At 74.8% G+C, this 25945-nt stretch carries 21 protein-coding genes; 17 read left to right on the top strand and 4 right to left on the bottom strand.

What is annotated here, in order from left to right; translation table 11 throughout:
• Window positions 1–19: 19 nt before the first annotated feature.
• From A949_RS0125725 to A949_RS0125670, 11 genes are all read left to right on the top strand, one after another.
• The gene (locus A949_RS0125725; protein WP_019358923.1) at window positions 20–769 is read left to right on the top strand and encodes a hypothetical protein; all 750 of its coding nucleotides are present in this window, start codon (window positions 20–22) and stop codon (window positions 767–769) included.
• A gap of 178 nt (window positions 770–947) precedes the next feature.
• Window positions 948–2306: a hypothetical protein gene (locus A949_RS39305; RefSeq protein ID WP_019358922.1), complete on the top strand. Its 1359-nt coding sequence runs from the start codon at window positions 948–950 to the stop codon at window positions 2304–2306.
• Between the two features lie 8 nt (window positions 2307–2314).
• A complete protein-coding gene (locus tag A949_RS0125715; RefSeq protein ID WP_037707711.1) occupies window positions 2315–3616 on the top strand; it encodes a CpaF family protein in 1302 nt (433 codons plus the stop codon).
• A 10-nt stretch (window positions 3617–3626) separates the two neighbouring features.
• Window positions 3627–4640 carry a type II secretion system F family protein gene (locus tag A949_RS0125710; protein WP_019358920.1) on the top strand — a complete coding sequence of 338 codons (1014 nt, stop codon included), beginning with the start codon at window positions 3627–3629 and terminating at the stop codon, window positions 4638–4640.
• Window positions 4637–5566 carry a type II secretion system F family protein gene (locus A949_RS0125705; RefSeq protein ID WP_019358919.1) on the top strand — a complete coding sequence of 310 codons (930 nt, stop codon included), beginning with the start codon at window positions 4637–4639 and terminating at the stop codon, window positions 5564–5566. Before A949_RS0125710 ends, A949_RS0125705 begins: the two co-directional genes overlap by 4 nt.
• 44 nt (window positions 5567–5610) lie before the next feature.
• A complete protein-coding gene (locus A949_RS0125700) occupies window positions 5611–5865 on the top strand; it encodes a hypothetical protein (protein WP_019358918.1) in 255 nt (84 codons plus the stop codon).
• 86 nt (window positions 5866–5951) lie between these two features.
• Complete coding sequence (locus tag A949_RS0125695; protein WP_019358917.1) at window positions 5952–6332, top strand: TadE family protein; 381 nt, start codon at window positions 5952–5954, stop codon at window positions 6330–6332.
• Complete coding sequence (locus A949_RS0125690; protein WP_019358916.1) at window positions 6332–6757, top strand: TadE/TadG family type IV pilus assembly protein; 426 nt, start codon at window positions 6332–6334, stop codon at window positions 6755–6757. Before A949_RS0125695 ends, A949_RS0125690 begins: the two co-directional genes overlap by 1 nt.
• Window positions 6754–7233: a pilus assembly protein TadG-related protein gene (locus tag A949_RS0125685; RefSeq protein WP_019358915.1), complete on the top strand. Its 480-nt coding sequence runs from the start codon at window positions 6754–6756 to the stop codon at window positions 7231–7233. Before A949_RS0125690 ends, A949_RS0125685 begins: the two co-directional genes overlap by 4 nt.
• 138 nt (window positions 7234–7371) lie before the next feature.
• Window positions 7372–11037 carry a BTAD domain-containing putative transcriptional regulator gene (locus A949_RS0125675; protein ID WP_019358914.1) on the top strand — a complete coding sequence of 1222 codons (3666 nt, stop codon included), beginning with the start codon at window positions 7372–7374 and terminating at the stop codon, window positions 11035–11037.
• 121 nt (window positions 11038–11158) lie between these two features.
• Window positions 11159–12715 (top strand): vWA domain-containing protein, encoded by a 1557-nt coding sequence (locus A949_RS0125670; RefSeq protein ID WP_037707681.1) that lies wholly within the window; start codon window positions 11159–11161, stop codon window positions 12713–12715.
• Between the two features lie 121 nt (window positions 12716–12836).
• Here A949_RS0125670 and A949_RS0125665 read toward each other — a convergent pair whose 3' ends face one another.
• Together A949_RS0125665 and A949_RS0125660 are read right to left on the bottom strand one after the other, a co-directional pair.
• Window positions 12837–13514: a LysM peptidoglycan-binding domain-containing protein gene (locus A949_RS0125665; protein ID WP_019358912.1), complete on the bottom strand. Its 678-nt coding sequence runs from the start codon at window positions 13512–13514 to the stop codon at window positions 12837–12839.
• A gap of 325 nt (window positions 13515–13839) precedes the next feature.
• Complete coding sequence (locus tag A949_RS0125660; RefSeq protein ID WP_019358911.1) at window positions 13840–14649, bottom strand: endonuclease; 810 nt, start codon at window positions 14647–14649, stop codon at window positions 13840–13842.
• Between the two features lie 370 nt (window positions 14650–15019).
• On the opposite strand from A949_RS0125660, the gene crcB (A949_RS0125655) reads away from it, so the two are divergent.
• From crcB (A949_RS0125655) to crcB (A949_RS0125645), 3 genes are read left to right on the top strand one after another with little or no spacing between them, the layout of a single operon-like run.
• Window positions 15020–15472, top strand: a complete 453-nt coding sequence (gene crcB / locus A949_RS0125655; RefSeq protein ID WP_027760728.1) for a fluoride efflux transporter CrcB — start codon at window positions 15020–15022, stop codon at window positions 15470–15472.
• A complete protein-coding gene (locus A949_RS0125650) occupies window positions 15469–15849 on the top strand; it encodes a DUF190 domain-containing protein (protein WP_019358909.1) in 381 nt (126 codons plus the stop codon). Before crcB (A949_RS0125655) ends, A949_RS0125650 begins: the two co-directional genes overlap by 4 nt.
• Entirely contained in the window at window positions 15846–16229 is a 384-nt protein-coding gene (gene crcB / locus A949_RS0125645; protein ID WP_019358908.1) for a fluoride efflux transporter CrcB, read from the top strand. Before A949_RS0125650 ends, crcB (A949_RS0125645) begins: the two co-directional genes overlap by 4 nt.
• Before the next feature lie 18 nt (window positions 16230–16247).
• Here crcB (A949_RS0125645) and A949_RS0125640 read toward each other — a convergent pair whose 3' ends face one another.
• Together A949_RS0125640 and A949_RS0125635 are read right to left on the bottom strand one after the other, a co-directional pair.
• Entirely contained in the window at window positions 16248–16658 is a 411-nt protein-coding gene (locus tag A949_RS0125640; RefSeq protein WP_051019637.1) for a pyridoxamine 5'-phosphate oxidase family protein, read from the bottom strand.
• A gap of 23 nt (window positions 16659–16681) precedes the next feature.
• Window positions 16682–17749: a PucR family transcriptional regulator gene (locus tag A949_RS0125635; RefSeq protein WP_019358906.1), complete on the bottom strand. Its 1068-nt coding sequence runs from the start codon at window positions 17747–17749 to the stop codon at window positions 16682–16684.
• Window positions 17750–18002: 253 nt separating this feature from the next.
• Here A949_RS0125635 and A949_RS0125630 point away from each other — a divergent pair, with 253 nt between their 5' ends.
• From A949_RS0125630 to A949_RS0125620, 3 genes are all read left to right on the top strand, one after another.
• Complete coding sequence (locus A949_RS0125630; RefSeq protein WP_019358905.1) at window positions 18003–18617, top strand: hypothetical protein; 615 nt, start codon at window positions 18003–18005, stop codon at window positions 18615–18617.
• Window positions 18618–18775: 158 nt separating this feature from the next.
• A complete protein-coding gene (locus A949_RS0125625; protein ID WP_019358904.1) occupies window positions 18776–20848 on the top strand; it encodes a hypothetical protein in 2073 nt (690 codons plus the stop codon).
• A gap of 85 nt (window positions 20849–20933) precedes the next feature.
• Window positions 20934–25907: a DNA repair ATPase gene (locus A949_RS0125620; protein WP_019358903.1), complete on the top strand. Its 4974-nt coding sequence runs from the start codon at window positions 20934–20936 to the stop codon at window positions 25905–25907.
• Window positions 25908–25945: the final 38 nt, after the last annotated feature.

Genomic DNA, 25945 nt, shown 5'->3' with positions numbered 1-25945 from the left:
GGAACACGGGGGTGGTGAGGTGAAGACCCAGGAGCGGAGCTCCGCCGGAGTCGGGCGCGGGGCGGCACTCACCCCACCGGCCGGTGACCGGCTGCCCGCCCCGCCACGCGAGCGCAAGCCCGCGCTCGCCGCACTCGCCGTCCTCCTCGTCCTGCTCGGTGCGCTCGGCGCCACCGTCCTGGTGATGCGCGCCGGCGACCGGGTCGAGGCCGTCGTGCTGACCAAGCGGGTCCAGCAGGGCCAGACGATCCCCGACTCGGCCGTCGAACCGGTGATGGTCGCCGAGGACAGCGACATCAAATACGTGCGCTGGGACCAGCGCGGCCTGCTCAAGAAGTACCGCTCGACCACCGACCTGGTCGACGGCACCGTGCTGGTGGGCAGCATGCTCACCAAGGAGAAGGGCCTGGAGGCCGGCAAGGCCGTGGTGGGGCTCTCGCTCAAGAGCGGGCAGTACCCGCCGCGCCTGAAGGAGGGCGACACGGTCTCCGCCTACCGGGTGGGCCGCGAGACCTCCTCCGGCGGCAGCGACGACTCCGACAGCGGCACCGGGGACGGCTCCGGGCAGCGGCGCGGCTCCTCCGGCAACGCGACGATCGCCGAGGGCGCGAAGGTCCAGTCGATCAAGTCCGGCTCCGGCGACTCCTTCGCCTCCAGCGGCAACCTGCCCGTCTCCGTGGTGGTCGACAAGAGCGACGCCGCCGAGCTGACCGCGGCTGCCTCCAACGGAGAGGTCTCCCTCGTCCTCGACGCCGACGGCGGAAGCTGAGACGCCGCGCGCGGACCCAGCGCCCCGCGGCCGCGTGGCCGACTCCTCGCCGCCGGGACGTCGGGCCCGCCCGTGGAACCGTCCGCCGCGCGGTGTCGTCGTCGGCTACGGCAGGACACGACAGCAGGCACCACGGCACGGACGACAGCACACGGACACAAGGAAAGGCGTAGCCGGAATGGCGCTGATCGCACTCGCCGCCGACAAAGGCGCACCGGGGGTCACCACGACCGCCGTCGCCCTCTCGGCGGTGTGGCCGCGCCGCGCGCTGCTGGCCGAGACGGACACCGCGGGCGGTGACCTCGTCTACCGCAGTCCCGCAGCGGACGGGCGTCCGCTGGACCCCAACACCGGACTGCTGTCGCTCGCCGCGACCGCCCGCAGAGGGCTCGCCGCCGAACAGCTCTGGGACCACACCCAGCGGCTCTCCGGCGGTCTCGAGGTGCTGGTCGGACTCGGCAGCGCCGAGCAGTCCGCCGGGCTGGCCGGGCAGTGGGACACCGTGGGCCGCGCCTTCGCACACCTCGCCGAGTCGCCGCACCCGCAACTGGCCGCCGACGTGATCGCCGACTGCGGACGCATCGGTCCGGAGGCCGCCTCGGTGGCGCTCCTGCCGCACGCCGCGCTGGTGCTGCTGGTCGCGCGCGACGAGCCGGAGCAGATCGCCCGGGTGCGGGACCGCGCCCTGGCCCTCACCGCACGGCTGCACGGCGCGGGGCACACCGCCGGCCCGCTGGCCCAACCCCTCCTCGGCGTACTGCTGGTGGCCCGCACCCAGGGCGCCACCAAGACCGCGGGACAGGTCAACGACATGCTGGTCGCCTCCCGCGCCGGGGCCCGGGTCGTCGGCGTCCTCGCCCACGACACGCTGGGCGCCGAGCAGTTGGCCGGCCGCCGCCGCGGCCGCGTCGAACGGTCGCTGCTCGTCCGCTCGGTACGCAAGATCGCCACCGATCTGCACCAGCAGTACGGCGCCAACTGGGAGTCGACCGCCCCGCCGCAGCAGTCCCTCACCCCGCCCGGCCCCGGCCCGCAGCCCCGGAGCCCGGCCCCGAGCACCGGAGCACCTCCGCACCCCGGACCGGCCCCGCACCCCCGGCCCGGGCACCCCGGCACATCCGGCCACCCCGGGGCGGGCCCCGGCCCCGCTCCGGCACCCGGGGCGCCCGGATACGCCGCGCCCGGCCCGTGGACCCCCGCCGGCCAGGGTGCGCCCGGCCCGCGGACGCCACCGTCCGGACCGCAACCCCCTCGGCCCGCCCCGCAGGCGGCCCCGCCCGCCCCGCACCCCTCGCCGCCCGCCCCGCAGGCCGCCCAGCGCCCGCAGGCACCGGGCGCGCTGCCGCCGGTCCAGGCACCCCCGGCGCAACCGGCCGCCGCTCCCGCGCCGGGCACCGCCGGGCAGGACGCCTCCCCGCAGGGGCGCAAGGGGCTGCGCGGGCGGCGCAGGCCGACGGCGCCCGAACCGGCACCGCCGGCACCGTTGCCCGGCACCCCCGGAAGCGGGGACCCGCGGGATGAGGGAGCCGCCTCGTGAGCGCGAGCATGGTCGACCACCAACTGGTGAAGCGGTTCCGGCAGGAGGCCGGGGACCGCATCGCCGAACAGCGCCGCATCGACCAGGCGTCCGGCGTGGCGGCGATGTCCGCCGAGGACGAGCGGCAGTTCGCGCGCGCCGTGATCGCGCAGATCCTCGAGGAGCACGCGCGCACCGAGATCACCTCCGGCCGCACCCCGCCGGACGCGCAGTCCGAGGAGGCGTACGCGGCCGCGGTGCACGCCGCGCTGTTCGGCGTCGGGCGGCTCCAGCCGCTGCTCGACGACCCCGAGGTCGAGAACATCGACGTCAACGGCTACGACCAGGTCTTCGTCGGTTACGCGGACGGCCGCGAGGTGCGGGGCGAGCCCGTCGCCGAGTCGGACGAGGAACTGATCGAGCTGATCCAGATCCTCGGCGCCTACTCCGGACTCTCCTCCCGCCCCTTCGACTCCGCCAACCCGCAGCTGGACCTGCGGCTGCCGGACGGCTCCCGGCTCTCCGCCGTCATGGACGTCACCCGGCGGCCCGCACTGTCCATCCGGCGGGCCCGGATGGGCAAGGTCTTCGTCTCCGACCTGGTGGGCAACGGAACCCTCACCCCCGAGCTGGGCAGCTTTCTGACGGCGGCCGTACGGGCCCGCAAGAACGTGATGATCGCGGGAGCGACCAACGCGGGCAAGACGACGCTGCTGCGCGCCCTCGCGAACGAGATCCCCCCGCCCGAGCGGCTGATCACCGTGGAGCGGGCGCTGGAGCTGGGCCTGGACCAGTTCCCCGAACTGCACCCGAACGTCGTCGCGTTCGAGGAGCGGCTGCCCAACTCCGAGGGCCAGGGCACCATCAGCATGGCCGAACTCGTGCGCCGCTCGCTGCGGATGAACCCCTCCCGGGTGATCGTCGGCGAGGTGCTCGGCGACGAGATCGTCACCATGCTCAACGCCATGTCCCAGGGCAATGACGGCTCGCTGTCCACGATCCACGCCAACAGCTCCAGCGAGGTCTTCAACCGCATCTCCACCTACGCGCTCCAGGCCACCGAGCGGCTCCCCATCGAGGCCACCCAGATGCTGATCGCCGGGGCCATCAACTTCGTGGTCTTCGTCGAACGCCGCAACGCCTTCGCCAGCGGCGGGCGGCTGTCCCGCTCGGTCACCTCCGTACGCGAGATCAACGGCGTGGACGGCCGGGTCCTCTCCAGCGAGGTGTTCGCCGAGGCCCCGGACGGGCGGCTGCTGGCGCACGCGCCGGTCTCCTGCGCCCAGGAGCTGGCCGCACACGGATACCAGCCGACCGGGAACTGGGGGTGAGACCGTGTCTGTGAGCGGCGGTACGGGCGGCATCTTCGCCCTGTCCACCCTCTACGCGCTCCTCTGCGGCGTGGCCGTCGGCGGCGGCCTCGCACTGCTGATCGTCGCGCTGCGCGGGTTGCCCGCCAAGGCGCCGGACGAGCAGCGGGACGCGGGCCGGCGCGCCGCCGAACTGGCCCGGTTCATGAGCCGGCGCGGATCGATCGCGGTGTGCGCCGCGGTGCTGGTGCTGCTGCTGACCCGCTGGCCGGTCGCGGCGATCGCCACCGGGGTACTGGTCTTCCTGTGGGACCGGCTGTTCGGCGGTGCGGCCGAGGAACGCGCCGCGATGAAGCGGGTGGAGGCGCTGGCCGCGTGGACGGAGTCGCTGCGCGACACCATCGCCGGGGCCGTCGGCCTCGAACAGGCCATCCCCGCCTCGGCCCGCGCCGCCGCCCCCTCGCTCCGCCCGCACCTGGACGCGCTCATCGACCGGCTGCGGGCCCGCACCCCGCTGCCCACCGCGCTGCAGAACCTGGCGGACGAGCTGGACGACCCGTCGGCCGACATCATCGTCGCCGCGCTCATCCTCAACGCCCGGCTGCGCGGCCCCGGTCTGCGCGAGGTGCTGGGCGCGCTCGCCAAGTCGGCCCGCGAGGAGGTCGACATGCGGCAGCGGGTGATGGCGCAGCGCGCCTCCACCCGGCGCAGCGTGCAGATCGTCGTCGGGGTCAGCGTGGCCTTCGTGCTGGGCCTCGCCGTCTTCAACCGGGACTTCGTCGAGCCCTACGGCAGCCCGCTGGGCCAGCTGGTGCTGGCCGCCGTGTGCGCCATGTTCGCCTGCGGCTTCTGGTGGCTGCGCAAGCTGTCGCAGATCGAGACCCCGGAGCGGTTCCTGGTCCGCGCCGACCGGCAGGCACCCGGAGCCGGTACGGGCCGCCCGGGCGAGCGCGGTGAGGCACCGGTACCCGGCCTCCCGGGGGCCGGCGGACCGTCCGCCGGGCCGGGCGCCTCCGGCGCCGGAGCGGAGGTGCCGCGCCGATGAACCCCTTCACCCTCACCGCACTCACCGGCGCGCTGGTCGGCCTGGGCCTGTTCCTGCTCGTCCGCGCCCTGGCACCGGGCAGGCGGAGCACCGTCGCCTCCGTCGCCGAGATCGACGCGCTGCGCGCCCGCGCCGCCGCGCACCAGCAGGGTGCGCAGGGCGCCCCGGAGGAGAGCGGGCGGTTCGCCGCCCTCCGCGCCCGGCTCGGCGCCCGGGTCGCCGAGCTGTATCTGCGGCAGGGCTGGGAGCAGCGCAGCCTCCGCTCCGACCTGGAGGTGCTGGAGCGCAGCTGGGAGAAGTTCCTCGCGACGAAGGTGCTGCTGGCCGCCGCGGGGCTGTTCTTCGGGCCGTTCCTGTTCTCCATCGGCTGGCTGATCGGGTTCGGCCGCAGCCCGCTGATCCCGCTGTGGCTGGCGCTGCTCTGCGCGCTGGTGTTCTTCATGCTGCCCGATCTGGAGGTCCGCCGGGACGCCGCGGCCAAACGGCGCGATCTGCGCCGGGTCGTCGGCGCCTATCTCGACCTGGTGGCCATGAACCTGGCCGGCGGCCGCGGACTGCCCGAGGCGCTGAAGGCGGCCAGCGAGGTCAGCGACGGCTGGGCGCTGCGCCGCATCCGCGACACGCTGGCCGACGCGCGGATCACGGGGCAGAGCCAGTGGGCGGCGCTCGGCGACCTCGGTGCCCGGCTGGGGGTCGACGAACTCAAGGACATGTCGGCATCCTTGGCACTGGTCGCCGACGACGGCGCCAAGGTGCGCGCCTCGCTCTCCTCGCGGGCCGAGACGATGCGGCACCGGGAGCTCGCCGAGATCGAGGGCAGTGCGGGTGAGAAGTCCCAGTCGATGCTCGTGGCCCAGCTGATGCTCTGCGCGGGCTTCCTCGTCTTCCTCATCTATCCAGCGGCCATGCGCGTCTTCCAGATCTGACGCCTGCCGACCCTCACCCGAAGACCAAGAAAGGACTGAGCACGATGCCGAATCCGCTTCGCTCGATCAGTCATCCCGCCGTCGACTTCCTCGTGACCTTCCTGCGCGGCCGCGTCCAGCGCGCGCGCTCCGGCGAGCTGGACCGCGGCGCCTCCGCCGTCGAGTGGGTGATCATCTCCGCGGTGGTGGTCGCCATCGTCGGCGTGGTCGCCGCCATCATCAACATGGCGCTGAGCGACGGCGCCAACAAGGTCAAGGACTGCATCGACGGCGCCGACCAGGACGGCACCTGCAACTAGGAGCGGCATCCGTGAGAGTGCAGCAACGGCCGGCCGGATGGGCACGCCGCAGACGGGAGGCTGCCTCCCGGCGCGGCGAAAGCGGCATGACCGCGATCGAGTTCGTGCTCCTGACCCCGGTGCTGTTCTTCCTGATCTTCGCGACGGTGCAGTTCGCGCTGTACTTCTTCGCGGACCACGTGGCGCAGGCGGCGGCCCAGGCGGGAGCGCGCAAGGCCCGGCAGGAGGCCGACGCCGATCCGGGCGGCTGGCGCGCCAAGGCGCGGGAGACCTCCGGCTCCTACATCCGGCAGCTCGGCCCGGAGCTGATCCTCGACCCCGACGTGAAGCTGCTCGGCCCGCGGGACAACACCGTCGGGGTGGAGATCCGGGCGCGGGTGCCCTCCGTCTTCCCCGGTCTGGATATGGACGTGTACGCGATCTCCCAGGGCCCGATGGAGCGGTTCGTGCCGGACGGGGGCGGCTGATGCGGCGGAGGACGAGCCGCGGCGCGTGGAGCGGCGACGCCGGGCTCTCGACGATCGAGGTCGTCGTCCTGGCCCCGGTGATGATCCTGTTCATCCTCGTGCTGGTCGCCTTCGGACAGCTGGTGGACGGCCGGGGCGCGGTCGACGGCGCCGCCCGGGACGCGGCGCGGGCCGGATCGCTCCAGCACGGCAGCCACGCCGCGGCGATGACCGCCGCGCAGCAGGCCGCAACCGCCACTCTCAAGGGCACCTGCGCCGGGGACGTGACGGTACGCGACGCGGGCAGCGACTACCGCTCCGGCGGGCTGTTCACCGTCGAGGTGAGCTGCCGGGTGCGCGGCCTGGACATGCTCGGGCTGGACATCGCCAAGGACATCTCGGGCCGGTCCAGTTCGCCGATCGACCCCTACCGGAGGACCGGATGAGCCGCGGCGCGGAGTTCCGCGAGCGGGCCGCGGCCTGGCTGCGGGCCAGGGAGGCGGCCTGCGACGACCGCGGCTCCGGCGCGGCGGCGGTCATCATGTTCGCGCTGCTGTTCATGGCGCTGGCCGCGTTCGTGGTGGACGGCGGACTGTCCATCTCGCAGCGCGAGCGCGCCGCCGACATCGCCGAGCAGGCCGCCCGCTACGCTGCGCAGGACATCGACGAGGAGGCGCTGCGGGCCAGTCAGGGCAACAGCGCCCCCATCAACTACGAGAACTGCGGCGCGCGGGTCCACGAGTTCGCCACCCGCTCCGGCCTCTCGGCGGCCGATGTGGCGGCCTCCGGCTGTGTCTCCGCCAGTGCCCAGCAGGTCCGGGTCCGCATCCGGCTCACCTACCGCCCGGTCCTGACCGGGCTGTTCTACAGCGCACCGCTCACCGTCCACGGCACGGCGACGGCGGAGTCCGTGACCGGGTGACCGGTCCGCGCGACCGCCCCCTCCTCCACGTCCGCACTTCTCACTCTGGGAGCACACGACATGGCGCGCCGCAGTTCGACACCGGCACCGGCCCCCGGCGGGTCCAGGTCCCGTGCGCGCTCGCGCACGCCTGTCTCCGTGCGCACCCGCCGCACGTTCGGAGACCTGCTCAAGGCGTGCGGCGCGTTCCTCGCACTGGCCGTACTCGTGGCCGGGGTGCCCGCGGCGCTGGCGTACTTCATCGGCTGGCCGTTGCCGCACCGGATGCCGACACCGGACATGCTGCGGGAGGAGGTGAGCGCCGGGGTCTTCATCGACGTCCTGACGGTCGTCGTCTGGCTGGCCTGGGCACAGTTCACCGCCTGCGTGCTGGTCGAGGTGAAGGGCGCGCTCTCCGGGGTGGGGCTGCCGGCCCGGGTGCCGGGTGCGGGCCCGAGCCAACTGCTGGCCCGGCAACTGGTCACCGCGGTGCTGCTGCTGGGCTCCAGCACGGCGAGCTTCGCGCCGGGGCTGGCCCAGCTCGGTCACCATGTCCAGCCGCAGCAGCCCGCGCGGACCGTCGCCAGCGCCCAACTCCTGCCGGGCCAGCAGCAGTCGGCCGGGGCCGATGCGCTGCCGGGCGGCGGCGGTGCGCAGGTGATGGGCGGAAGCGGCAGCGAGACGGTGGTGCCGGCCGCCGCCGGTGGGAAGGGCGACGGCGCGGGGCGGCAGTCCGCGGGGGAGTCCTCGGAGCGGGCGGAGCGGACGAAGTTCTACCGCATCCAGCCGCCGGTGGGCCGGCACCACGACTCGCTGTGGGAGATCGCCGCGCGGCACCTGGACGACGGACGGCGGTACAAGGAGATCTACCGGCTCAACAAGGACCGGGTGCAGCCGGACGGTTCCCGGCTCTCCGAGGCGAGCCTCATCCGGCCCGGCTGGATCATGGAGATGCCCGCCGACGCGCACGGCGGCGAACTGGTCGAGATGCCGGATGACGCGCAGGGCCTGGGCCGCCAGGAGCGCGCCCAGTTCGAGCACTACCAGGACAGCGGCCCGGGCCACGACGCGGGCGGCGGCCACGGCGACCGGCAGCAGTCCCCGCAGCGGGACGAGGACCGCGCGGCGCAGGACGAGCCCACCGCGCCCGACCGGTCCGGCGCCGACGAGCCCGGCACCGACAAGGCCGACACCGACGAGCCCGGCGGCGACGGCCCCGGCAGCGGGGTGCCCGGCGGCGACGCGCCGGGCGACGACACCTCCGAGCAGGGCACGCCCGACCGGGACGCCGACCCGGTACCGGACTCGTCCGACGACGGTGCCCGGGACGACGACTCCGACCCCGAACTGCAACCGAGCGTCCCGGACGACCCGGCGGCCACCAAGCCGGACCAGCAGGTCCCGGACGACGGCGGCGACCCGGGCGGGCAGCCCTCCGGAGACCGGGACACCCAGACCGACCGCGACGCGGACGAGGGCACCGACGCGGACCCCGACGGCACCGACGACGCCCGGACCCGGCCGGACACCGAGGAGCGGCTGGACGTCCCGCCGGACGCGCACAGCCCCGACCGCCTGGGGCAGTCCGTCCCCGAGCCCCCGGACGAGCGGGAACCGACCCGCACCGACGACCTCGGGGACTCGGCGGACGACGACGGCCTGCCGGGCCCCGGCGTCCCCCAGCCCGACGACATCCGGCCCGGCGGAGCCGACCCCGGCACCTCCCACGACTCCGCGCCCGGCGGCGGCAGCGACCGGCACGCGGCGGACCGCGACCGCGGCGCCGCCCAGGACGGCGACGGCGCCCGCGACGGCGCCCGGGACCACGACCGGGGCGGAGAAGACCGGACCGGTACCGGGGACCGCGCGGAGGACGACACCGCCGCCGATCTCGACCACGCCGGCATCCCGGAGGCCGACCGCAGCAACCGGCTCGACTCGTCGGGCGCCGCGCAGGACGAGGCCGGGGACACCGGCGACGGCGTACTCGGCCCGGTAGGACTCCCCGAAGCCCTGCTGGGGGCACCGCTGCTGGCGGCGGGCGTGCTGGCGGCGCTGGGGCGCCGGCGGCGGACCGCGCTGTGGAAGGCGGTCACCGGCCGGTCCCGGCGCGCGACCGGGGACGACTTCGCGCCGCCCTCCGACCCGGCCGCGCTGGCCCGCGACGCGCTCCTCGCCGGAGCCGACCCCGGCGCCGTCCGGTTCCTGGACCGGGCGCTGCGCGGGCTGGCCGAGGACCTGGCCGAGGTGGGCCGGACGCTGCCCGTCGTCTACGCGGCCTGGCTGACCGGCCAGGACCTGCATCTGCAACTGGCCGAGGAGGCCGGACAGCCGCCGGCCCCCTGGCGGTTCGGCCAGAGCCCCGCCTTCTGGACCATCCAGCGCTCGCACACCCGCTTCGACGTGGACACCGGCGGCCCGCCGCCCTACCCGGCCCTGGTCAGCCTCGGCCTGCGCGGCGAGGCGCGGCTGCTGCTCAACCTGGAGTCGGTGCCCGGCCTGGTGTCGGTCGCGGGCGAGGAGGAGCGGCGCACCGCCGTCCTCGCCTCCGTCGCCGCCGAACTCGCCACCGGAAGCTGGTCGCAGGGGATCGAGCTGACCCTCGTCGGCTTCGGCGCCGAACTGTGCGCGCTCGCGCCCGACCGGGTGCGGCAGCTGCCCGACGTGGCGGCGCTGCTGCACGAGCGGGAGGCCGCCCGGGCCGAGGGGCCCGCCGCCTCCGGTGCGCAGGCGGCGCCCCAGGTGGTGCTCGTCGGCGCCGAGCCCACCGAGGAGGAGGCACACCGGCTGGCGGCGCTCGCCACCGAACGCGGCGGGCCGCGCGTCGGCTTCGTCGTCGGGGTGGCCGGCGGGCGGCTGCCCAGCGCCGTGTGGGAGTTCACGGTCGACGCCGAGGGCACTCTGGCCGCGCCCCGGATGGGACTCCAGGTGCGGGCCCAGCTGCTGCCCGGGGAACTGCGCACCGCGGTGGTGGAACTGTTCGCCGACGCCGACGGGGAGCGGTCCGAGGGCGGCCGCGGACCCGGGTTCCGCGTCGACCTGAGCGAGGGCGGCCGCCCGGCCGTCTACGCCCGGATCATGGGCAGCTACGACGTCACCGGGATCGAACCGCCCGAGGAGGCGCGCAGCGCGCTGCTGCACGAGGCCCTGGCGCTGCTGCTGCTCAACCGGGACGGGGTGCACCCGCGGGTGCTGGCCTCCGCGCTGTGGCCCAAGGGCGTCACCGACGACGTCCGGGACGCCCTGGTCGAACGGCTGCGCGGCTGGCTGGGCATCGAGACCGACGGCACGCCCCGGCTGTCCACCGACAAGGACGGACGCCTCGCGCTGCGCCCCTCCGTCGTCTCCGACTGGGACGTGCTGCGCACCCTGCACCACGGCTGCACCGGGGAGCGCGGCAGCAGACTGGCGGCGCAGGTGCGCCGCCAGAAGCTGACCGAAGCCCTGGACCTCGCCCGCGGACCGCTGCTCTCCGACCGGCCGCAGGGCCGGTACGGGTGGCTCGCCCATGACGCGGTCGAGGCCCAGCATCCGCTGCTCGTCGCCGAGGTCGGGCTGGCGCTCTGCGCCGAGCACCTCAGGTCGGGGGAGCCGGGCGCCGCGGTCGACGCGGCGTACGCGGCGCTGCGGAGCGCCTCGGCCGACGAACGGCTGTGGGACGCGCTGCTGCGCGCCGCGCACGACACGGGGCAGCAGGCCGTCTTCGACGAGGCCGTGCGCCGGGTCACGGAGCGCGCCGCCGCGCTGCACGGGGCCGAGCGCGGCCTTCCGCCGCGGACCCGGGCCCTGCTGGAGGAGCTGGCCCCGGGCGCGTATCCCCGCTGAACTCCCACCGGGGGCCGTGAACGGGTCGTCACCGAATCGCGACCTTCCGCACGAATCCCGGCGGCGCCGTGTCCCGTCACACCGGAGTGACGCAACCGGACGACGGTGTGAAGGGGACGCGATGAGACGGGGACGGCTCGCGGGGGTCGCCATGGTGGTGGCGGCAGGGGTGCTGTCGGGATGCAGCGGCAGCACACACGACACCGAGGCCACGAGTCTCGACAAGGGCGGCGGCCGGGGCGCCCCCGGCTACGCGGCCGGCGGTGCCGCCGAGCCCCGGGAAGGCCCCTCCGGGAAGCCCGAGCAACCGGCCGACTTCCGCTCGACGTTCGCCCTGGACGTCGACACGGCGTCCTACAGCTATGCGCAACGCATGCTCCGGGACGGCGCCCGGCCGGCACCGCGCACGGTGCGCACGGAGGAGTTCGTCAACAGCTTTCCGCAGGGCTACCGGCGGCCGAAGGGCGACGGCTTCTCCGTCTCGGCGGACGGTGCCCGCCTCGGTGCGGGCGACTGGTCGCTGATGCGGGTCGGGCTGGCCACCAGGAAGAGCGACCCGGACGCGCCGCGCCGCCCGGCAGCGCTCACCTTCGTCCTCGACGTCTCGGGCTCGATGGGCGGGCCCGGACGGCTGGACCTGGTCAGGGACGCACTGCGGACGGCAGCCGGCCGGCTGCGCGAGAGCGACTCCGTCTCGCTGGTGACCTTCAGCGGGAAGGCCGAGACCGTACTGCCCATGACCCGGCTGGACGACGGAGGCCGCGACCGGCTGCGGGCGGCCGTCGGGGACCTGAAGGCGCAGTCGAGCACCGACCTGGGCGCGGGGATGAAGGAGGGCTACCGGCAGGCGGCCGAGCACCGGCGCTCCGGCGCCACCAACCGGGTCGTGCTGATGTCCGACGCGCTCGCCAACACGGGGGAGACCGACGCGGACCGGATCCTCGGCGACGTCGCCCGCTACCGGAAGGAGCAGGGCATCTCGCTCTTCGGCGTCGGCGTGGGCAGGAACTACGGGGACGCGCTGATGGAGCGCCTCACCAACAAGGGGGACGGCAGCACCGTCTACCTCTCCACCCGCGCGGAGGCCCGCGAGGTCTTCGTCAACCAGCTGCCCCGCAACATCGAACTGCGCGCCCGCGACGCCAAGGCCCAGGTCGTCTTCGACCGGGACGCGGTGACCGACTTCCGGCTGCTCGGCTACGAGAACCGCAAGGTGGCCGACGACGACTTCCGCGACGACACGGTCGACGGGGGAGAGGTCGGCCCGGGGCACACGGTCACGGCGCTGTACGCGGTCAAGCTCCGGGACGGCGCGAAGGGGAGGGCGGCCACCGCGACGGTGCGCTGGCTGGATCCCGACAGCCGGAAGCCGCACGAGGAGGAGCACGAGATCGCCGCCTCGGAACTGGCGGGGGAGAACCTGTGGAAGGGTGAGGTCTCTCCGTATCTGCGGCTGTCGGCCGTCGCCGCCTACTTCGCCGAGTCCCTGCGCGCCGGAGGGGACGCCACCTCGCCCGGTCCCGAGCCGAGCCCGGCCGCCGCGGAGGCCGAGCCGCTGCCCGCAGCGCCGTCGCTCGGCAAGCTGTGCTCCGAGGCGGACCGGCTGGCGGAGGAGCCGGGGCTGCGCTCGGCGGCCGGGCTGGCGAAGAACATCAGCCGGGCCCGGAGCGTTTCCTGACCCGCGCCGCCCGGCGGAAGACGGCCCGCTGAGCTTCCGGGCCGGAGGAACAAGGAGCCGTGGCCCGCGCCCTCGGGGGAAGGGGCACGGGCCACGGCGGTCTGGGGAAGCTACGGCAGGCTCAGCCGACCTGCAGCTTCTGGCCCGGCAGGATCAGGTCCGCGTCGTCGCCGACGGTGGACTTGTTGTCCGCGTAGACCCGCTGCCAGGTGGTGCCGTGCGCCTCGGCGATCTCGCTGAGGGTGTCGCCCGGCTTGACGGTGTAGTTGCCGTGGCCGGTCCCGGGGGCCTGCCGCCGCGGCTGGGCGGGCTTGCTCGGCGCGGCCTTCTTCGGCTCCGCCTTCTTGGGCTGGGCCTGCTCCGGTGCGGACTTCTGCTGGGGCTGTGCCTGGTTGCCGTCGGGGTGTACGTCGGCGGCGGGGCCGCCGGCGGTGAGGCCGCCGGCTCCGGCGCAGGCCCAGGCGCCGGGGCCCTGCATCTTGAGGAGTTTCTCGGCGACGGCGATCTGCTGGTCCTTGGTGGCCAGGTCGGCGCGGGAGGCGTAGGCGGTGCCGCCTGCCGCGGCCCAGCTGGACTGGGAGAACTGCAGGCCGCCGAAGTAGCCGTTGCCGGTGTTGGCCTGCCAGTTGCCGCTCGACTCGCACTGGGCCACCTTGTCCCAGGTGTCCACCGAGGCCGCCTGCGCGCCCGTCGCGGAGACCAGCGGCACGGCGGCCACCGCGCCGGCGACACCGGTCATGGCGGCGATACGGGCGGCCTTGCGGGGGCGGCGGTGACGGCCCTTGCCGGAGAACAGCATGGTCTTTCGTTCCTTACGGTTGCGGCTGTCCGCCCACTGGTGCGGGGCGAACGTGTCGAGCGGGAGCGACCGTAAGCACGTCTGTCCGAATGCTCCAACGAGGAGCGTTAAAGATCGTTAAAGCCGCTTGACACCCAACAGCGGCATCTGTGCTGGTGATGCGCCTGCGCGAAGATCGGCACGGAGGGGTGTGACGTAGCCGTCGGAGACAAGCGTCACAGGCGGGGACGTTCCGCCGGGGGCGCACGGCGGCGAGCAGCGGCCGGTGCCGGCCGGGCGCGGGGCCGGGGCGCGTCCGCGCACTCCGGCCCCGCTGCCGTCGTCCTCAGGGCCAGATCGAGTCGGCCCATTCCGGGTGGTCGACGAACGGATTGCGGTTGTGCTGGAACTGGTCGAATATGACGTCGTTCCGGCGCTTCTCGAAGGTGTCCGGCGGGTCCTGCTCGTTCCACTCCTTCAGCACCGAGAGACGGCCCATGGCGGGCGCCGAACCGTTGTCCACCTCGTCGTTGGGCTCCAGGTCGGGGAAGGCGTCGTCGCCCTCGTAGCGCACGGCCATGTAGAGCACCATGCGGGCCACGTCGCCCTTCACCTCGTCGCGCGGCTCGAAGGAGTCGTCGTCGGTGCGGTTGCCCGGCGCCTGGTCGACCTCCTCGCCGCCCTCGTCGAAGTCCTTGTTGCCGCGGGTGCTGTTGACCGAGACATCCGTGGGGCGCAGATGGTGGATGTCGGTGCCGGGACCGGTCGCCGTGCCGAAGTCGCCGTGCGACTTGGCCCAGACGTGCTCCCGGTTCCACTGGTCGGCGCCGCCGCCGTGGTCGTCGGCGCTCTGCGAGCGGCCGCTGTAGAGCAGCACCACGGACGAGGAGTCGTCCGGGTCCTGGTCGGTCGCCTTGAGCGCGTCCCACACCTGGTCGTAGGAGAGCGCTTCGGAATCCTCGATGATGCCGTGCAGAGCCGCCTTCAGCTCGGAGCCGGTCCTGCCCTCCGCATCCTGGTAGTAGTCGGCGGGAGCGTCGTAGGCGGCGGCCGGGTCGGTGGGGGTCAGGGGCATGGCCGAGGCGGGTGCCTGTGGGGACAGCACCAGCAGTGCGGCGGTGCCCAGGGCGGCCAGAGGAGCGTGAACAGCACGCATGGGGGGTCCTCTCGACGGCACGGGCCACGTGCGGAGGTCAAGACCCCCGAATGCGCCCCGTGTTGGCATGGGACGGGGGGAGCCTGCCAGATTTTCGAACACATGCAAGGGGGACGGCCCGGTGCGCGAACCCGTCCCCGGCGCCCCGCTGCTCCCCGGGGCACCCTCCCGGCTTCCGGGCGGCGCCCCTGCCCGGCGCCGCTCCCGCGGGTGCGGAGGCCGCGGGAGCGGCGTTAACCTGGGGGCGCGGCGGCCCCCGGCCCCGCACGGCGGTGGGGCTCGCCGGACACCAACCGCGGCGACGGCGCCGCCAACGGTCCCTGCTTGCGACGACGCGCGCCCACGGGCGCCCGGCGAGTAGGAGACAGGTGTGGAAAGGCTTTCGCGGCGCCCCGCGCGGCCCCCGCGCACGCCCGTGGCGCTGCGCGGCCAGGGTCCCGTCGTGGCGGTGGTCGCCCTCGGCGGTGCGCTCGGCGCCTGCGCCCGCTACGGCGCCGGGCAGCTGTGGCCCACCCCGCACAACGCCTTCCCCTGGACCACCCTCGGGGTCAACGTGGCCGGATGCGCCGTCATCGGCGTGTTCATGGTCCTGATCACCGACGTATGGGCGGCACACCGACTGGTGCGGCCGTTCCTGGGAACCGGGGTGCTGGGCGGCTTCACCACCTTCTCCACCTACGCGGTGGACATCCGGCGGCTGCTGGCGGCGGACGCGCCCGGCACCGCGCTCGGCTATCTCGCACTGACGCTGCTGGGCGCGATGGCCGCGGTCGGGCTCGCGGCGGGGACCACCCGCCGGCTGATCTCAGGGAGGCAGGGATGACGGAAGCGGACCCGGCCCGGTACGGGACGGCGCTGCGGCTGACCGTGCTGCTCGGCGAGAGCGACCAGCACCACCACCGGCCCGTGTACGCCGAGATCGTGCACCGGGCGCACGCGGCCGGGCTCGCCGGCGCCAGCGTCTTCCGCGGCATCGAGGGCTTCGGCGCCTCCTCGATGGTGCACACCACCCGGCTGCTGTCGCTGAGCGAGGACCTGCCGGTGGCCGTCGTCATCGTCGACGAGGCCGACCGGATCCGGGCCTTCCTCCCCGAACTGGAGGACCTGACCGGGGGGAGCCCGGTGCTGCTCGACGAGGTGCAGACGGTCCGCCTGCCGGGCCGCGGCGCTCCCCGGGAGTCCGGCGGGGCGGGCGCGTGAACTGGCTGTACGTGTGCGTCGGCGCCGCCGTCGGCGCGCCGCTGCGCTATCTGACCGACCGGGCCGTGCAGGCCCGGCACGACGCGCTCTTCCCCTGGGGCACGTTCACCGTGAACGTCGCGGGCTGCCTGCTGCTGGGCCTGCTCACCGGCGCCGCGCTGGCCGGCGCCCCGGTCCTCGGGGCGCCGCAGGCGCAGCTCCTGCTGGCCACCGGGCTGTGCGGCGCGCTGAGCACCTACTCCACGTTCTCCTACGAGACGCTGCGCCTCGCCGAGCAGGGCGCCGCCCGCTACGCGCTGCTCAACGTGGCGGTGAGCCCGGCGGCCGGACTCGGGGCCGCCTTCGCGGGCGTCGCGCTGGCCCGGGCCGTCTGGGGCTGACCGGCCGCGCGGCCCGCCTCACCAGCCCGCGGGCCTGGCCGTGCCCAGCGCCCGGGTGACGGCGATCTCGACGACGACCCGGTCCGGATTGGGCCGGGGCGGCTTGTAGCGCCGCGTGTAGCGCTCCTCGGCGTCGGCCACCGACTCCGGGTCGTCCCGCACCACGGCGGTGCCCTCCAGAGTGCACCAGCGGCGCCCCTCGGCCTGGCTCACCGCCGCGCGCACCCCCTCGGGTCCGGCGGCCAGCACATTGCGGACCTTCTTGCTGGAGCGGCTGCTGATGACCCGGGCGATCCGGGTCCGCGGATCGTAGGTCACCCCGACCGGCACCAGGTGCGGGGTGCCGTCGGGGCGCGGCGTGGTGAGGAAGCAGATGCGGCGCTCCTCCCAGAAGCCGGGATCCACCCCGGCCGACGTCTGTGTACTCATGGGCGGAACGCTACCGGCCCCCGTCACGCGCTGAGCGGTGTACCGGGCCAGCCGAGCAGCCGGGCGCCGATCACCGCGGTCTGCAGCATGTAGCGGTGCGCGGGGTCGGTGGGGCTGGCCCCCGTCAACTGGTGGATCCGCTCCAGCCGGTAGGTGAAGGCGCGCACGCTGAGCGAGAGCCGCCGGGCCGCCTCCGCCGCCACACAGCCGGACTCGAAATACGCGGTGAGCGTCTCCAGCAGCGGTTCGACCCCGCCCCGGGCCGCGCCCAGCGGACCCAGCGTCGCCTGCACGAGGTCGGCCATGGCCTGCCGGTCGCGGGTCAGCACCGGGTAGACCAGCAGATCCGAGGCGTAGAGCACCGGTTCGCGCAGCTCCAGCCGGGCGCCGAGGTCCAGCACGCTGACGGCTTCCTCATACGACTGCACCACCCCGCCCGGGCCGGGCTGGACACGTCCGATTGCCACCTGGCCGCCGTCCATCGCGGCGTAGCACTGCTTCGCGAAGTAGGTGAGCACCTCGGGCTGGTCGCCCGGCGCCACGCAGAGCATCCGCCCCTCCTTGGTGGTCAGCAGGATGCCCCGGTCGTGGAAGCGGGCGATCAGTGCGCGTTCGACCCGGCGCGCCACCTGGTGGCTCTCGTCGTAGTCGGCGGGACCGCGGGCCGCGGCCACCGCGTGGGTGTGCGAGAGCCGCAGTCCGAAGCGCTCGGCGCGCTCGGCCAGCCGGCCCAGGTCGCTGCGGCCGTGCAGCAGGTCGTCGATGAACTCCCGCCGGGTGGCCTCCTCCTGACGCACCGCCTGCCGCTGGGCGCGCTCGTACCCCTCGGCCACCGCGTCGACCACCTGGTGCATCACCGTCAGCAGACTGTCGGCGTCGCCCGGCAGGGCCGGCCAGGCCGTCCGCGCGGCCGTGAGGTGCGCGCTGACCAGATCGCGCAGCCCGAACCCGGCGTCGGCCGCGCGTTCCCCCAGCTCGCGCCGGGTCTCCAGCTCGTCCCGCTTCAGCCGGCGGCCCGTCCGGCAGACCTCGTCCAGCAGCGCGACGTAGCCGTCCAGATAGGTCTCCGGTATGCGCGCAGCGTCACTCACCCGTATCTCCGCTCTCCTGGTGCCGCGTTGACGGTTCCTCGACGCCGTCCGGCACGCAGACCCTAGAGAACGCTGCCGGGTTCCGGCAATGCGGTGCGGCGTGCTCCGCGGACAGAATGCTTGCCACGGGGGGAACCACGGGGGAATCCGGGGGGAACCGGGGGGATGCCTCAGTGCCGCACACCGGCAGGGGGTGCCGTACACCGGCAGGGGTGCGGCGCTGAGGCCAACGGGGGCGACGGAGGGGACGGCCATGGGAACTTTCCTGGAAGCGACCACGGCCTTCCCCACCGTCGTGTTCTCCGCCGCTCTGCTCGTCGTCGTGCTCGGCTGGCTGCTCGCGGCCCTCGGCAGCGTCGACCCGGAGGAGGCCGCCGCACCCTTCGGCGCCGTCTTCTCCGGCCTGGCCGGACTTCCGGCCGCCGTCGGGGTCTCGCTGCTGACGGCGGTCGCCTGGCTGCTGAGCCTGGCGGGCGGGCTGCTGCTCGACCGGGCCGGGCTCGGGCCGGGGCCGCAGGCGGCCGCGGGCGCCGTGCTGCTGGTCGCCGCACCGTCGGCCGGCTGGCCGCTCGCCCGCGCCGCGGCGCGGGTCGCGGCCCGGGCGCTGCCCACCGGAACGGGCCCCTCACGCCACGACTTCGTCGGCCTGACCTGCACCGTGCGCACCCGCCGGGTGGACGCCCGGTTCGGCCAGGCCGAGGTCACCGCAGCGGACGGCTCCAGCGCGCTCGTCCAGGTCCGGCAGAACGGGACCGCCCGGCTGACATCGGGCAGCACCGGCCTGCTGTACGCCTACGACACCGCGGGCGAGTTCTTCTGGGTGGCGCCCTTCGACCCGGCGCTCGACCCGCGCCGCACCTTCGACTGACCCACGGGATCACCGCACCACCGCACCACCGCACCACCGAACACCCCGGACCGCCGCGCCGCCATGCGCGCGCACCGGCCGCCCGGCCGGACCGCGGCCACCGGGCCACCGCCGCACACCGGCTCCCCGAGCCGCTCCTTCTTCGCAGAGGTCGTCACATGGAAACCTTCAACCTGGGGCTCGGCGTGCTCGTCGCCGTCGTCCTGCTGATCGTGTTCGCAGCCCTGCTGGTCGTCTCCCGGCTCTTCCGCAAGGTCGAGCAGGGGCGCGCGCTGATCGTCTCCAAGATGCGCAAGGTCGACGTCACCTTCACCGGGCAGGTCGTGCTGCCCGTCCTGCACAAGGCCGAGGTCATGGACATCTCGGTGAAGACCATCGACATCTCGCGCACCGGTCGGGACGGGCTGATCTGCAAGGACAACATCCGCGCCGACATCCGCATCTCCTTCTTCGTGCGGGTCAACAAGACCGTCGAGGACGTCATCAAGGTGGCGCAGGCCATCGGCACCGAGCGGGCCAGCGACAAGGGCACGCTCCAGGAGCTGTTCAACGCCAAGTTCTCCGAGGCGCTCAAGACCGTCGGCAAGCAGCTCGACTTCGCCGACCTGTACACCAAGCGCGACGAACTGCGCGACCGCATCATCCAGGTCATCGGCACCGACCTGAACGGCTACAGCCTCGAGGACGCGGCCATCGACTACCTGGAGCAGACGCCGCTGGCCCAGCTGGACGCCGCCAACGTGCTGGACGCGCAGGGCATCCGGAAGATCACCGAGCTGACCGCCGCCGAACACGTGCGCACCAACGAGTTCCAGCGCGGCGAGGAGAAGGAGATCACCCGGCAGAACGTCGACGCGCGCGAGGCGATCCTGGAACTGGAGCGCCGCCAGGCGGACGCCGAGACCAAGCAGAAGCGCGAGGTCGAGACCGTGCGGGCCCGCGAGGAGGCCGAGACGGCCCGGGTCGTGGAGGAGGAGCGGCAGCGCGCCCAGGCCGCGTTCCTGCGCACCGAGGAGCAGCTCGGGGTGCAGCGCGAGAACCAGAACCGCGAGATCGCCGTCGCCCAGAAGAACCGCGAACGCGTCATCGCCATCGAGAACGAGCGCATCGAGAAGGACCGCCTCCTGGAGGTCATCGCCCGCGACCGGGAGACCGAGCTGACCCGCATCTCGGCGGAGAAGGAGGTCGAGGCGCAGCGCCGGGACATCGCCGAGGTGATCCGCGAACGCGTCGCCGTCGACCGGACCGTCGCCGAGCAGGAGGAGTCCATCAAGAAGCTGCGCACGGTCGAGGAGGCCGAGCGCGACCGGCAGGCCCTCGTCATCGCGGCCGAGGCCGAGGCGCAGGAGAAGCTGGTCAAGGACATCAAGGCGGCCGAGGCCGCCGAGCAGGCCGCCACCCACCGGGCCGCCGAGGAACTCACCCTCTCCGAGGCCCGGCTCAAGGCCGCCGACCTGGACGCCAAGGCCAAGGCGCGGCTGGCCGAGGGAGTGCAGGCCGAGAACGCCGCACCCGGGCTCGCCGAGATCCAGGTGCGCGACAAGGAGGCCGAGGTCATCGAGAAGGCCGGCCGGGCGGAGGCCGAGGCCGTCGCGGCCCGGCTGCGCGCCGAGGCCGACGGCGCCCGCGCCCGCGCGGAGGCGGAGGCCGCCGCGGTCGGCGAGACGCTCAAGGCCGAGGCCGCGGGCCTGACGGAGAAGGCGGCGGCGATGGCGGCCCTGGACGAGGCGTCCCGCGCCCACGAGGAGTACCGCCTGCGTCTGGAGGCCGACAAGGAGGTGCGGCTGGCCGGACTGGACACCCAGCGGCAGCTCGCCGAGGCACAGGCCGCGGTGCTGGCCAAGGGGCTGGAGAGCGCCGACATCGACATCGTCGGCGGCGAGTCCGCCTTCTTCGACCGGCTCGTCTCCGCCGTCTCGCTGGGCAAGAGCGTGGACGGCTTCGTCGACAACTCCCGCACCGCGCAGGCCCTGGCCGGACCGTGGCTGGACGGCTCCGCCGACTTCACCCGCGACCTCACCCGGGTGCTGGGCTCCTTCAGCACCGGCGACGTGCAGAACCTGACCGTCTCCGCGCTGCTGACGAAGCTGATGGGCGACGGCGGGCAGCAGTCCGGCCGGCTGGGCGAACTGCTGGCGAGCGCACGCGAGCTCGGTCTGGCGGACATGCCGCTGGCCGAGCTGAACGGGGACGGCCGCACCGCCGCCGCGCACGGCGGCGGCCGGGACTGACCCGCAGCCCCGAGCCGGGGCCGGCCCGCGTCCGTACAGGCCGGCCCCGGCCCCGACCCACCCGCCCCGAGGAAGGAAGCCCGCGATGGAGACCGGTCCGGACACCGGAACGTACGAGGTGCTGCGCGACCGGCTCGCCGCGCAGGCCGCCGAACTCGCCCGCCGCGCCGAGGCGCTCGATGTGCTGCGCACCGAGGAGTTCGGCGCCCGCCGGATGGCGCTGACCGGCACCGGGCGGCTGCACAGCGAACGGCCGAGCCTGCCGCGCGACGTGGTGGCGGTGGGGGACCTGCTGCTGTTCGGCCGCCACGCCGGGCCGCCCTCGGCGGACGGCCGGACCGAACCGGGCGACGTGCTGGCCCTCCACGACCGGGAGCTGAACCCGCTGCCCGCCGACGCGGTGCCCGGACTGCTGGACGACGCCGACTTCCGGCACGAGTTCGCCGCGCTGCACCGCTACTACCGGCACGCCAGGCTGCTGCGGCTGCGTCCGGTCGAGGGCAGGCTGCTGGCCGTCTTCCAGACCGGCGAGAACCCCGCCGACATCCGGGTGCTGCGCTGGGAGCTCGCCCCGGACGGCGGCAGCGCCAGGTTCCTGGACGCGCGCGGCGAGCGCGACCACACGGCCCCGCCCGAGCCGGATCTGGCGTGGACCGAGGCGACCCGCGAGGACCACGTCGCCGGACGCCGTCCGTATGCCGCAATCGGCGACGGCATCCGGGTCTCCACGGTCGGCGGCTTCCTCACCGTCGGGGACGGGGACGGGGACGGGGACGGCACCGGAACCGGTAACGGGGCGGGGACCGGTGCCGTGGACGGCTCCGGCGCCGCGGACGCCGGCGAGCTGTACCGCGAGCCGGTCGGTGACGCTCTCCAGTCGCTCGCGGACGCGGAGATCGCCCACGCCGCCGTCGGCCCGCTCGTCCTGCTGCGGGTGCGGCCCTACAAGGAGGAGCAGCGCCGCTACCTGGTCGTCGACCCGCTCACCCGGCAGGTGGTCCGGCTGGACGGGATCGGCACGGCCTGCCGCCGACTGCCCGGCGACGGCGGTGTGGTCTTCCCCGGCGGCTACTACCTGGCCTCGGGCGAGTGGAAGACCTTCGACGCGGTGGACACCGCCGGGTTCGGCTTCGAGGCCGCGCTGCGGGCCCCCAACGGCGAGGACGTGCTCTTCGCCTTCCACGCGCCCGAGGACGGCGGCCGCGACCTGCTGCTGTCCTACAGCACCCTGCGCCAGGAGTTCGCCGCCCCGCTGGTCTGCAAGGGGCACGCGCTCTTCGGCGACGGCACCCTGGCCGTGCTGCGCGCGGACGGCGACGACGGCGCGGAGCCCGGACGGGTGCACACCGTGCAGACCTGGGCGTCCCCGTACGTGTCCGACGCGTTCGAGGCCGCCGCCGGAGGAACGGCGGACGGGGACGCCGGACCGCTGGCCCGGATCGGCAACCGGGACCTGGTCGGCGGCATCTCCGCGTGCCTGGCCGTCGCCCGCACCGCCGCACCCGCACACGGCGAGCCCACCGCGGAGCGCTACCGGGCCCTGGCCGCGGCCTGCGGGCGCACCGCGGACAGCCACCCCTGGCTGGGCGCCCCGGAGACCGGCGACCTGCACACCCCGCTCCAGGAGGTGGCGGGCACCGCCGCACAGGTGCTCGCCGAGTTCGAGACCGTCCGCGACCTCACCCGGCAGGCCGCCGAGGAACTGGAGGCCGCGGCAGCCGGACTGGCCGGCGTGGTGCGGCGGGTACGCGGCGACGAGCCCCGCCCGGCCACCGCCTGGGTCGAGGGGCTGACCGCGCTGCGCGCCGCCCAGGGCAGACTGCTCGGCTGCGCCGAGACGCGCTACGCCGACACCGCGCGCGCCGCCGAACTGGCGGCCGAAGCCGAAGCCGAACTGGCCGCCTTCGGGCTGCGCGCGGTCGAGAGCCTGCGCGAGGAAGGCGCGTTCGCGGACCACCACCGCGAGATCGAGGAGCTGATCGCCGCCGCCCGGGACGCCGGCACGGCCGCCGAGGCCGCCGCCGTCGCCGACCGGATCACCGCCCTGGACCAGGGGCTGCGCACCGTCACCGAGGTGATCGGCGCGCTGGAGGCGGGCGACGCGGCCGTGCGCACCGCCGTCCTGGAGCGCGTCTCGGAGGTGGCCGGGGGGCTCAACCGGGCCCGCGCCACGGCGGAGGCCCGCCGCCGCGCGCTGCTCGCGAGCGAGTCCCGGGCCGAGTTCGCCGCGGAGTTCGCACTGCTGGGCCAGTCCCTCACCGCCGCGCTCGCCGCGGGCGACACCCCGCAGCAGTGCGACACCCAGCACGCCCGGCTGCTGGCGAAGGTCGAGGACCTGGAGCGGCGGTTCGCCGAGTCCCCGGACTTCCTCGCCGACCTCGACGCCAAGCGCGCCGAGCTCAACGACGCCTTCGCCGCCCGCAAACAGGCGCTGGCCGACGCCAGGGCCCGCCGCACCGAACAGCTCGTCGGCTCCGCCGAGCGCACCCTGGCCACCCTCGCCCGGCGCGCCGCCGAGCTGGCCGACAGTCAGGAACTCGCCGCGTTCTTCACCTCCGACCCGATGGCGGACGCCGTGCGGCGCACCGCCGGTGCGCTGCGCGAGTCGGGCGAGCCGGCCCGTGCCCAGGAGCTGGAGGACCGGCTGTCGACCGCGCGTCAGGAGGCCGCACGTGCCCTGCGGGACCGCGGCGAGCTGTACCTGGACGGCGGCAGTGTGCTGCGCCTGGGCCGCCACCGCTTCGCGGTCAACTCCCAGCCGCTGGACCTGACCCTGGTACCCGACGGGGACGGGCTGGCCCTCACCCTGACCGGCACCGACTACCGCAGACCCGTCACCGATCCGGAGCTGCTGGCCGACCGGGCACTGGGCGAGCGGCTGCTCCCGTCCGAGTCGGCGGAGGTCTACCGCGCCGAACATCTGGCGGCCCGGCTGCTGGACGAGCACGGCCCGCAGGTCCTCGGCGCGGCCGAGGACCTGCCCGGACTGGTCCGGCAGGCCGCACGGGACGCCTACGACGAGGGCTATGAGCGCGGCGTCCACGACCACGACGCCGTCCTCGTCCTGCGCACCCTGCTGGAGCTGCACGAAGGGGCCGGGGCGCTGCGCCACGAGCCGGGTGCCCGGGCCGCCGCGCAGCTGTTCTGGACCCACGGCACCACGCCCGGACAGCGGGGCGCCTGGACGCGGCGGGCCGTCTCGCTGGCCCGCGCGGGCGAGACCTTCGGGCCGGTGGAGGCCGGTGCCGGACTCCGCGACGAACTGGCGCACGCGATCGGGGTGTTCGGCCGGGAGCAGCCGGCCGCCGCCGGGGCCGGCGTCCGGCCGGAGGCCGCCGCCGACTACCTGCTGCACGAACTGACCGGCAACCCCGCCGGGTTCGTGCTCAGCGGAGCGGCCCGCACGCTGCTGGAGAAATTCCGGCACAGCATCGGCCCGGACCTGCACGACGGACACCTGGCCGACCTCGCCGCGCTGGACACCCTCACCGAACGGCACCAACTGGCCATCGCCTGGCTGTCCTCCCATGCCCGCTCCACCGGCTCCGGCGCCACCCCCGGCGACCTCGCCGAGGCCGCGGCCGCGCAGCTGTGCCCGGAGCTGGAGCGCTACGACGGCGACGCGCCGCTCGTCCGCACCACCACCGGACTGCTCGGCGCCCACCCGCGCATCCGCGACGGCGAACTCACGGTGCGCATCGACGAGTTCCTCGCCCGCACCGCCGCCTTCCGCGCCGAGGCCGTGCCCGCCTTCCGCGCCCACCAGCGGCGCCGCGCCCGGCTGGTCGCGCGGGAGCGGGACCGGCTGCGGCTGGCGGACCACCGGCCGCAGGCCCTGCCCGGATTCGTCCGCAGCAGACTCATCGACGAGGTGTGGCTGCCGCTGATCGGCGAGAACCTGGCCAAGCAGCTCGGTACCGACACCGGAGCCGGCGCGCTCGGCGGACTGCTGCTCCTGCTCTCACCGCCGGGGTACGGCAAGACGACACTGCTGGAGTACGTGGCCGAACGGCTCGGGCTGCTGCTCGTCAAGGTGAACGGCCCGGCCCTCGGCTCCGAGGTGACCTCGCTGGACCCGGCGCAGGCGCCCCACGCCACGGCCCGGCAGGAGCTGGAGAAGATCAACCTCGCGCTGAAGACGGGCAGCAACACCCTGCTGTACGTGGACGACATCCAGCACACCGCACCCGGGTTCCTGGAGAAGTTCATCCCGCTGTGCGACGGCACCCGGCGGGTGGAGGGCGTCTGGGAGGGCGCACCGCACACCTACGACCTGCGCGGCAAGCGCTTCGCCGTCTGCATGGCCGGAAACCCCTACACCGGTTCCGGCAGCCGCTTCCGCATCCCCGACATGCTGGCCAACCGGGCCGACGTGTGGAACCTGGGCGAGGTGCTGACGGGCAAGCAGGACGCCTTCGCGCTCAGCTTCGTGGAGAACGCGCTGACCTCCCACCCGGTGCTGGCGCCGCTGGCCGCCCGCCCCCGGGCGGACATCGAGCTGCTGGTCGCGCTGGCCCGCGGTGCGTCCGAGGCGCGGGCCGACCGGCTCTCCCACCCCTGCCCGCCCGCCGAGCTGGACCGGATCCTGGCCGTGCTGCGCCACGTGCTGGCGGTGCGCGAGACCGTCCTCGCGGTCAACCGGGCCTACATCGCCTCCGCCGGGCAGACCGACGCGACCCGCACCGAGCCGCCGTTCCGGCTCCAGGGCTCGTACCGCACCATGAACAAGATCGTGCAGCGGGTGCAGCCGGTCATGAACGACGCGGAGCTGGGCGCCCTGGTCGAGGACCACTTCACCGCCGAGGCGCAGACCCTCACCGCGGACGCGGAGGCCAACCTGCTGAAGCTGGCCGAGCTGCGCGGTGTGCTCGACGGCGACCGTGCGGACCGGTGGGCGGAGATCAAGCGCGGCTACGTCCGCACCCAGGCCCTCGGCGACACCGACACCGACCCGATGGCCCGGGCCGTCGCCGCGCTCGGCCTGCTGGCCGACCGGGTGGCAGCCGTGGAGGCGGCCCTGCTCCGGCAGCCGGGCACCCGGGCACCGGAGCGGGGGTGAGCACGCCCGGCATCGGGACGGGAGCGCCCCCGGTACCC

This window comes from Streptomyces sp. AA1529 (genome assembly GCF_000280905.1).
In the GTDB taxonomy this organism is placed as follows: domain Bacteria; phylum Actinomycetota; class Actinomycetes; order Streptomycetales; family Streptomycetaceae; genus Streptomyces.
Note: the sequence above shows the minus strand (reverse complement) of the source record. Positions and strands in the feature narration are given on the sequence as shown.